This is a genomic window from Shewanella sp. SG41-4 (assembly GCF_014164505.1).
Lineage (GTDB): Bacteria > Pseudomonadota > Gammaproteobacteria > Enterobacterales > Shewanellaceae > Shewanella.
On sequence record NZ_JACJFI010000155.1, the window covers coordinates 1 to 10,058 of the forward strand.

General features: G+C 42.1%; 7 protein-coding genes. 5 read left to right on the forward strand and 2 right to left on the reverse strand.

Annotated elements, in window-relative coordinates:
• Positions 1–661 (forward strand): farnesyl diphosphate synthase (locus H5202_RS13930; protein WP_182772604.1); only part of this gene is annotated, 661 nt, incomplete at its 5' end.
• 22 nt (positions 662–683) lie between these two features.
• On the forward strand, positions 684–2,549 hold the full coding sequence (gene dxs / locus H5202_RS13935; protein ID WP_182772609.1) for a 1-deoxy-D-xylulose-5-phosphate synthase: 1,866 nt from the start codon (positions 684–686) through the stop codon (positions 2,547–2,549).
• Between the two features lie 168 nt (positions 2,550–2,717).
• On the opposite strand, the gene grpE is transcribed toward dxs, so the two are convergent.
• On the reverse strand, positions 2,718–3,323 hold the full coding sequence (gene grpE, locus H5202_RS13940) for a nucleotide exchange factor GrpE (RefSeq protein WP_182772605.1): 606 nt from the start codon (positions 3,321–3,323) through the stop codon (positions 2,718–2,720).
• Between the two features lie 163 nt (positions 3,324–3,486).
• Between grpE and nadK the strand changes: the two genes are divergently transcribed.
• From nadK to H5202_RS13955, 3 genes are all read left to right on the forward strand, one after another.
• Positions 3,487–4,365 (forward strand): NAD(+) kinase, encoded by an 879-nt coding sequence (gene nadK / locus H5202_RS13945; protein ID WP_101086483.1) that lies wholly within the window; start codon positions 3,487–3,489, stop codon positions 4,363–4,365.
• Positions 4,366–4,695: 330 nt separating this feature from the next.
• Positions 4,696–6,348 (forward strand): L-lactate permease, encoded by a 1,653-nt coding sequence (locus H5202_RS13950; RefSeq protein WP_182772606.1) that lies wholly within the window; start codon positions 4,696–4,698, stop codon positions 6,346–6,348.
• A 93-nt stretch (positions 6,349–6,441) separates the two neighbouring features.
• The gene (locus H5202_RS13955; protein ID WP_182772607.1) at positions 6,442–9,246 is read left to right on the forward strand and encodes an FAD-binding and (Fe-S)-binding domain-containing protein; all 2,805 of its coding nucleotides are present in this window, start codon (positions 6,442–6,444) and stop codon (positions 9,244–9,246) included.
• Positions 9,247–9,461: 215 nt separating this feature from the next.
• Here the strand turns inward: H5202_RS13955 and H5202_RS13960 are convergent.
• On the reverse strand, positions 9,462–10,058 hold a 597-nt coding region (locus H5202_RS13960), incomplete at its 5' end, for a GTP-binding protein (RefSeq protein WP_182772608.1).

The window sequence follows — 10,058 nt, forward strand, 5'->3', positions numbered from 1 at the left end:
TATTCATGCTTATTCGTCAATACACGATGACTTACCGGCAATGGATAACGATGCACTTCGTCGTGGCCAACCGACTGTTCATATTGCATTTGACGAAGCCACCGCCATTTTAGCAGGTGATGCATTACAAACATTGGCTTTTGAAATTATCACAGCCCCTTGTAATGACTTACATCCACAGCAACAACTGGCGATGGTCAGGGTACTCGCGCAAGCATCAGGGTATCAAGGTATGTGTGGTGGACAAGCAATTGATTTGAGTGCAACAGATCACAATATAAATTTAGACAGATTAACCGAATTACATAATAAAAAAACCGGAGCGTTAATCAGTTGTGCAGTTGAGCTTGCCTTGATTGCTGCTAACGTACCCGATGATCACTATAAATTAATGATGAAATACGCCCATACGCTTGGGTTAGCTTTTCAAGTGCAAGATGATATTTTAGATATTACCGCAAGCACCGAAGAGCTAGGCAAACCACAAGGCAGTGATCAGCAATCGAATAAAAGCACTTTCCCGAAACTATTGGGTCTCGATGGTGCCAAAGCCTGTGCAGAACAACTAATACAAGATGCACTATCAGCGCTGACTAAATTACCATACAATAGCCAGTTAATTGCAGACTTCGCCCACTACATTATTGAGCGAAGATTATAATAAAGAGTCAGACAATCTCGCTATGAGCTTCGATATTTCTAAATTTCCAGTACTAGCGAAAGCTAATACACCAGAAGAATTAAGGAAGTTACCTCAAGGTTTACTTCCTCAAGTGTCTGATGAACTCAGACAGTTCTTACTTCAGTCTGTTGCTATTTCTAGCGGACATTTTGCTTCTGGCCTAGGCACAGTTGAATTAACTGTGGCACTTCATTATGTCTACAATACTCCTTTTGATCAGTTAGTTTGGGATGTAGGGCATCAAGCTTATCCACATAAAATTCTGACCAATCGTCGTGAACAGATGCACACCATTCGACAAAAGAATGGCTTACATCCTTTCCCATGGCGTGAAGAAAGCCCATACGATACCTTTAGTGTAGGTCACTCTGGTACTTCTGTTAGTGCCGCCTTAGGTATGGCGATTGCGGCAGGAAAAGAAGGTGCGGGTCGTAAAGTAGTTGCTGTGATTGGTGATGGAGCCATGACAGGGGGAATGGTATTTGAAGCCCTTAATCATGCTGGCGACTTGCACAATGACATGCTCGTGGTACTGAATGACAATGAAATGTCGATTTCTGAAAATGTTGGCGCGCTTAATAATCATTTAGCACAATTGATGTCAGGCCGTTTTTACACCACCATTCGAGAAAACAGTAAAAAAGTTCTTAAAGGGATGCCAGTCATTAAAGAAATGGCTAAACGTACCGAAGAACACCTTAAAGGCATGGTGGTGCCTGCAACGCTATTTGAAGAGCTAGGGTTTAATTATATTGGCCCAATAGATGGCCACGATGTTGATTCGCTCGTTGAAACAATGCGTAATATGCGCAACCTTAAAGGTCCACAGATACTGCATATCATGACCAAAAAAGGTCGTGGTTACGAACCTGCTGAAAAAGATCCTATCGGCTGGCACGCGGTGCCTAAGTTTGACCCAAGCCAATTTAAGAAACCAACAACTAAACCAGGTTTACCTACCTTTTCACAAGTGTTTGGTAAATGGTTATGTGACATGGCCGCCACAGACGAAAAATTAGTCGCCATTACGCCCGCTATGCGCGAAGGCTCTGGCATGGTTGAGTTTTCGCAACGATTCCCAAGCCAATATTTTGATGCTGCCATTGCAGAACAACATGCGGTCACATTAGCAGCAGGGTTTGCCTGTGCAGGACTAAAGCCTGTGGTCGCGATTTATTCGACCTTTTTACAGCGCGGATACGATCAACTTATCCACGATGTGGCTTTGCAACGCTTACCGGTATTATTTGCCATTGACCGTGGTGGTATTGTTGGTGCAGATGGCCCAACTCATCAAGGAGCGTTTGATTTAAGTTTTATGCGCTGTATTCCGAATATGATTATTATGGCGCCATCAGATGAAAACGAATGCCGTCAAATGCTTTATACCGGTTACTGCTATCAAGATGGGCCAACTGCGGTACGTTACCCTCGAGGTTTTGCTACAGGGGCGGACCAAATTGAGACTATGACGACGATACCTATTGGAAAAGGGGTATTAACTCGTCAAGGTCAAAAAATTGCCATTGTAAACTTTGGTACCACACTTGAGGCCGCTACTGATGCTGCTGAAAAACTGGATGCTACCATCGCCGACATGCGGTTTGTTAAGCCACTAGATTTAAGCTTGCTTGAACAACTTGCCAATAGCCATGACATCATCGTTACCGTTGAAGAAAATGCTATTATGGGTGGCGCAGGCTCAGGAGTGATTGAAGCATTACACAAAATGCGGATCGTGAAACCTGTATTACAGATTGGTTTGCCTGATGAATTTATTAAACACGGCGCACCAGATGAAATTACTGCAGAGTTACAACTTGACGCTAAAGGTATTTTAGCGCAAATCCAAGCATTTATAGCTTAGTCTTTCACGGTTATAACTGGCGGATGATCAAAAAAGGACTGAAAATTCAGTCCTTTTTTGTGGCTAGCATCTAGTGACCACAGTCCTATCGACCGTAGTGCTATCGACCATGATGCTATTGGCTACAGCTATAGTGTCAACAAGCTAATATTGAGATTAACGTAATCGTTAAGCTTCAACATCCACACTACCACCGCCTTGAGATACCATCACCATAGCAGGGCGCAGTAAGCGGTCATTCAATAAATAACCTTTCTGCATTACCATCATCACTGTGTTAGCAGGAAACTCAGCACTCGGCTGCATGCCAATAGCTTGATGATGTTCAGGGTTAAATACTTGGCCCTGTGGATTAACTTGAGTCACACCAAACTTCTCAACCGAGGTTAAAAAGCCTTTCATGGTCAAGTCGACACCTTCATAAATTGCTTTAGTTGCTTCATCTTCAGGGTTAGTACCCTGTAAGGCGCGTTCCATATTATCAATTACTGGTAATAGTTCGTTAGCAAACTTTTCCAAGGCAAACTTACGTGCTTGCTCGACATCTTTTGCCGCGCGAGTACGAATGTTCTGTGTTTCTGCTGCTGCGCGCATTTCAACATCTTTACGCTCAGCTAAGGCAGTTTCAGACTCAGCCAATAATTGCTCTAGTTCTTCAATACGAAAATTTGCTTGGGTTAATTCATCCATCAAACTTACCTCATCAGCCACAACTTCAGGAGTTACTGCTTCTTCCACTTGATCTTGCGATGTGTTGTTCGATTCGTTGCTCATTTTCACTCCAGCTAAAAAATGCGTTATTTCGTAATCTACGACAATAAATAAAGTGGCCATTTACTGATAAATTAACAGCAAATCTCACACTTTTAATAAGTTTGAGTATATTATGGGGATCAATTCTTATGTTTCAAGGCCTAAAGGCATAACAAACTCGAATATGACTAAAATGTTCCAGACAATCGGCCTCATCGGTAAACCACATCATCAAGGGACTAACCTCACGTTAACCCGATTGCATCATTGGTTGAGCATGCAGGGCTTTAGAGTTATCGTCGAAGGACGAGTCTCCGCTGAGCTGGGGGCAGATGTTTGCTCAATGGACCTACTTGAAATGGGTGAGCATTGTGATTTAGCCATTGTGGTTGGTGGTGACGGTAATATGCTAGGTGCAGCCCGAGTATTAGCTCGCTTCAACGTTGCCGTAATTGGTGTAAACCGAGGAAACTTAGGCTTTTTAACCGATTTACCTCCTGATAACTTCGAAGAAGCCTTGTCCAAAGTCCTTAGTGGTGAATTTGAAACTGAACACCGTTTTTTACTGGAGGCTGAGGTTCACCGTCACGGTAAAATTACTGCCAGTAATACCGCCGTCAATGAAGCAGTACTTCACCCCGGCAAAATTGCTCATATGATCCAATTTGAGGTTTATATAGACGAACAGTTTATGTATAGCCAACGCGCTGATGGCATGATCGTGTCTACACCAACAGGTTCTACAGCTTATTCTTTGTCAGCTGGCGGTTCAATATTAACACCTAATCTTCAAGCACTCATTTTAGTGCCCATGTTTCCTCATACCTTGTCCTGCCGACCTATTGTAGTCGATGCGTGTAGTACCATTAAATTAGTGGTATCACCAGATAATGGTGAAAACCTCGAAGTCAGTTGTGATGGCCATGTTCATTTAGCCGTATTACCCGGTGATGAAATTTTTATTCGCCGCTCAAACGAACGCCTAAGACTCATCCATCCCAAAGGCCATAATTATTTTCACGTATTACGTAACAAATTAGGTTGGGGAAGTAAACTTTTCTAACTGTTTGAACTCGGTCACAGCATAGTCACCTTTCTAGTGAGCCCCTTCACATTACCAAATGCTAATTAATTATATTGTAAGCCAATCGGTAACTCGCTTGGTTTTACTTTATATGAATTGTTACATCTCTGAAAAGCGTGATCTCTACCACGCACTAAAAACCTTACATTGGACTCGCTTCACAGTTCTGTCTGCTAATGCACTTTCCCGTGTATTAGATGATCTCGATCAACACTTTTAACACTTAAATAACGTCTATTACGCCCTAGTTAGCCAAATGCTAACAAATAATTACAATTTAGTACCCACTTATAGTGATACGAGGTATGCATGACAATATTACAGATACTAGCAAGCTTAACCCCCATTATTAGCGTAATGGTATTCTTGGTGCTTATGCGCTTACCAGCGTCTAAAGCAATGCCTATATCAATGGTTGCTACAGGCCTTGTAGCAATGTTTATTTGGCAAATGGATACGCAACTTCTTGCGGCATCTGTAGTCGAAGGTCTTCTCGCTGCATTAACACCGCTGACCATTATTTTTGGCGCGGTATTTTTGTTAAATACCCTTAAATATTCTGGCGCCATGGACACTATCCGTTCAGGCTTTACCAACATCAGTGCCGATGCACGTGTTCAGGTCATTATTATTTGCTGGTTGTTTGGCTCGTTTATTGAAGGCTCAGCAGGTTTCGGTACTCCAGCAGCAATCGGCGCACCGTTACTAGTATTACTTGGTATACCACCTATTGCAGCGGCAGTAGTGGCATTGATTGCAGATTCAACATCGGTGTCATTTGGGGCAATTGGTTTACCTGTTTTATTTGGGATGGAACAAGGCCTAACAGAAGGCGGCGTTAACATGGCAGCAGCTCAAATTGCTGAACATGGTGGCACCTTTGCTGGTTACGCACAGTATATTGCTAAACACATGATAACCATTGACTTGGTAACAGGTACATTAATTCCGTTAGTGATGGTTTGTGTATTAACAGGATTTTTTGGTCGCAACAAATCAATTAAAGAAGGTTTACAAGTTTGGAAATTTGCAATATTTGCTGGTTTTGCCTTTACCATACCAGCATGGTTAATTAACTACTTTGCAGGTCCTGAGTTCCCATCGGTTATTGGCGCACTTGTGGGCATGGCGTTAGTTATCCCTGTCGCAAGAAAAGGCTGGTTACTGCCATCAAAACCTTGGTGTGACTTTACCGAAAATGACAATAAATCTGATGAAGAATTAGCGCTTAACCAAACACCAGTTAAATTTTCACAAATTGCCGCTTGGTCTCCATACATCATTATGGCGTCGCTATTAGTCTTATCTCGTGTCGTTACTCCATTCAAAAGCTGGTTACTTGGCTTCAACATTAGCTGGACAGGTTTATTAGGCACAGAGCTTAAAGCAGGCTTCGCAACCTTATATGCTCCGGGGATCTTCTTTGTTGTTGTATGTTTGTTCGGTTTTATCTTATTTAAAATGAAACCAACTGCAATGAAGCAATCAATCACCGTATCTTGTCGTTCAATGTTACCAACCATCATTTCGCTAGGTGCATCAGTACCTATGGTGAAAATATTCCTAAACTCTGGTGAAAATGGCGCAGGTCTCGCTTCAATGCCAGTTGCATTAGCTGACTTGCTGGCCAATAGCATGGGCTCAGTTTGGGCTTGGGTTTCACCTATTGTCGGTATTTTTGGTGCCTTCCTATCTGGTTCTGCGACATTCTCAAACATGATGTTCTCAGGCTTACAGTACTCAGTTGCAGACAATATCGGCATGAATCACGCAATGGCCTTAGCGTTACAAGGTATTGGTGCCAATGCCGGTAATATGATGTGTGTAATGAACGTCGTTGCTGCGGCTACTGTGGTAGGCATGGCTGGTCGTGAATCCGAAATTATTCGTAAAACAATGCCTATCGCACTGGGTTATGCCTTAGTTGCAGGCACTATTGCTGTTATCTGGGGTGGATTTTAATTCACGATATAGTTGCTTCTATTCTAACGATAACAATACAACAGCGCAGGCACAAAATGCCTGCCGTTCATTCGAGTGTAAAGAGAGCATGTTATGACTATTAATTATCAAGTAGTGATGGATACGTTAACGTCACAGCTCGGCAGTCATGCCGTATCTAATGATCCAGTGCGTCGTTTTGCTTGGTCAACTGATGCCAGTTATTTTCGTATCGTACCTGAAATTGTGGTACACGCAGATACTCCAGAACAAGTTAAAATAACCCTTAATATCGCCAGAGCACATAATGTGCCAGTGACCTTTCGTGCTGCCGGTACCAGTTTATCTGGCCAGGCAATTGGTGAAGGTATTTTACTGATTCTGGGGCATGATGGTTTTAGAAACATTGAAATAAGCGAAGATAGAAATTCAATCACTCTAGGTGCTGCAGTCATTGGTTCAGATGCCAATATGGCATTAAAACCCTTCAATAAAAAGATTGGCCCCGATCCAGCCACATTAGCCTCTGCGCAAATTGCCGGTATGGTGGCAAATAATGCATCTGGAATGTGTTGTGGTACCGCACAGAACAGTTATCAAACCATTAAGTCAGTTAAATTAATGCTTGCCGATGGTACTGAACTTGACACAGGTTGCCCGCATTCAAAAGCGGCATTTAGCAAGTCGCATCCATTGTTGCTAACTGCGTTAACTGATTTGGCACAACTGACACAGAATAACCCAACACTATCTGCTCGGATCCATAAAAAGTTCTCAATTAAAAATACCACTGGCTACAGCATTAATGCACTGGTTGATTTTAGCGATCCATTTGACATCATTAATCATCTCATTGTGGGCTCAGAAGGCACACTTGCGTTTGTAAATGAAGTCACTTACCACACGGTTGAAGAAGCGCAATTTAAAGCTTCTGCCATGGCGGTGTTCTTCAATATGGAAGATGCCGCCAGCGCTATACCACCGATTAAAGGTGATAGCGTAGCCGCAGCAGAACTACTTGATTGGGCATCGATTAAATCGGTTACCGGTAAAACAGGCATGCCTAAATGGTTAAGCGATCTACCAGAAGGTTCAGCTATTTTATTAATTGAGTGTCGTGCTAATGATCCAGAAACATTAGTGCAATATACGCAAGATGTGATTGCAAAAATAGCTCACATTGACACAGAGCGCCCAACAGAATTCAGTAATGATCCAGCAGTATTTGGCCAATATTGGGCTATGCGTTCTGGTTTGTTCCCAATTATTGGCAGCGCTAGACCTAAAGGTACATCGGTTATTATTGAAGATGTTGCATTTGAATTACAGCATTTAGCCAGTGCAGCAGCAGACTTAACCGCATTATTCCATAAACACGGTTACCCTGAAGGGGTTATTTATGGCCATGCTTTAGCGGGTAACTTCCACTTTATTATCACGCCAACGTTTGCCTCTCAAGATGATATCAATCGTTTCCAAGACTTCATGCAAGATGTCGCTGAAATGGTGATCAATAAGTACGATGGTTCTATGAAAGCAGAACATGGTACTGGTCGAGCTGTAGCCCCCTTTGTCGAAATGGAATGGGGCACTGACGCTTATACGTTAATGAAGCAAATCAAACAGATTTTTGACCCTAGTAAATTGTTAAATCCTGGGGTTATTCTCAATGATGACACACTAGTACATGTTAAAAACATCAAACCTTGTCCAGTAGTAGATGACTTTGTCGACAAATGTATTGAGTGTGGTTTCTGTGAAAAAACCTGCCCTACCTCGGCGCTAAATTTCTCACCTCGCCAACGTATTGCAGTACTACGTGAAATTGAACGCTTAGAACAATCAGGTGATAAAAAAGCGGCAGCAGAAATGCGTGCTAGCTCCAAATACGATGTTATTGATACCTGTGCAGCGTGTCAGTTATGTACTATTGCTTGCCCAGTTGATAACAGCATGGGTCAGTTAGTACGTAAATTACGTACGCCGTATATCACCACTACAGAACAAAAAGTACTCGACTTCCAAGCCAAGCATTTTGGTGCAGTAAACCAAGTGATCAGCACCGGTTTTGACATCTTAGGTATTTTGCACAAAGTGACTGGCGATGGCATTACCAACTCGTTGATGAAAGCCGGTCGTTTAATTACGAAAGAAGTGCCTTATTGGAATCCAGACTTCCCTAAAGGTGGCAAAGTGGCTAAGCCATCAGCCCACAAACCGGGTCAGCAAACGGTTTTATACTTCCCAGCTTGTGGTGGCAGAACCTTTGGCCCAACACCAAAAGATCCTGACAACCGTACACTGCCTGAAGTGGTTATCACTTTACTTGAACGTGCTGGCTATAATGTAATCATTCCAGAGAATACCCGTCATTTATGTTGTGGACAGATGTGGGAGTCAAAAGGTGATTTTAAAAATGCTGACGCTAAGCGTGATGAGCTAATTGAAGCTCTAAGTAAATTATCTGAAAATGGCAAAGTACCCGTGGTGGTTGATGCACTATCTTGTACTTATCGCACGCTAACGGGTAATCCTAAAGTTAAAATTACTGATTTAGTCGAGTTTATGCACGACGAATTATTACCTAATATGGCTATTACCAAGAAATCTAACGTTACCTTACATCAAGGCTGTAGTGCCCGTAAGATGAAATTAGAACCTAAGCAGCAAGCTATTGCTGATGCTTGTGCTAATCATGTGGTGTTGCCTGCAGGCATTAGTTGTTGTGGTTATGCGGGTGAGAAAGGGCTTTATAAACCTGAAATTAATGCCAGCGCACTGCGTAACATTAAGAAACTCATCCCAGCAGAAACAAAAGAAGGTTACTACGCTAACAGAATGTGTGAAGTAGGCTTAACTCAACACAGTGGTATTTCTTATCGCCATTTAGCTTATTTACTAGAAGAATGTACTCGTTAAACTAACGGACAATCACAGTAAATAGCGTAAACAATAAGGGCATTGATATCATATCAATGCCCTTAATTTTTGTTTCTATTTTTAACACTGAATTTTCGAATTCAAGGTTAATTAGCGTACTCACATGAGTTATTCAATTCAACGAATGATCCTACTCAGCAAATTGCCCGATTCAACATGAGTGGTCCTATTCAACATGAGTTGTCCAACTCAGACTAAGTCAATAAACACGCCAGTAACTGTTGCTGTAATCTTTCATGTTCAAGCGGTATATCACTAATAATTTCAACCCGAGTATCTAGCGCATCATCAAGTTCATTAAGCATCAATTTATCATCCACCATGTTGGCACTCAACACCCCATCGCGGGTAATAACAATAGCTTTTAACCTCAAAACCTTATCCAGTTTAACCGTGTCTACCCACGCCATAAATTGCTCAAATTGAAAACAATGTGCTGCTGAAAATATCCAACCACTACTGTAACAACCCTCACCTTGGTTAGTTTTGTGAATAAACCCAGTAGATGAAAACTCTGGATTATCAATATCACTCAAGGGTAGTTCGTTAGACAGCCAGTTATCCATAAGCGTTTCCCGCCCCAATAGCCGTTGGCGCGTTTGTATCGCTTTATACTTAGTAGGGACATTTAAGCGCATTAATAACTGTTGGATTTGGTCTACATCAGTAAAGTGATTATTGATGCTTATAAGTGGCGTCTGTTGTAAATGTAATTTATTGAGGAATTGCTGTAACTGTAGATGATCTGTTTCAGTGTAATACTGTGCTTTATTAGCCAACAGCACATCTGC

Coding starts and splice junctions, on each gene's coding strand:
- dxs (WP_182772609.1), top strand. CDS start 684: ATGAGCTTCGATATTTCTAAATTTCCAGTACTAGCGAAAGCTAATACA.
- grpE (WP_182772605.1), bottom strand. CDS start 3,323: ATGAGCAACGAATCGAACAACACATCGCAAGATCAAGTGGAAGAAGCA.
- nadK (WP_101086483.1), top strand. CDS start 3,487: ATGACTAAAATGTTCCAGACAATCGGCCTCATCGGTAAACCACATCAT.
- H5202_RS13950 (WP_182772606.1), top strand. CDS start 4,696: ATGACAATATTACAGATACTAGCAAGCTTAACCCCCATTATTAGCGTA.
- H5202_RS13955 (WP_182772607.1), top strand. CDS start 6,442: ATGACTATTAATTATCAAGTAGTGATGGATACGTTAACGTCACAGCTC.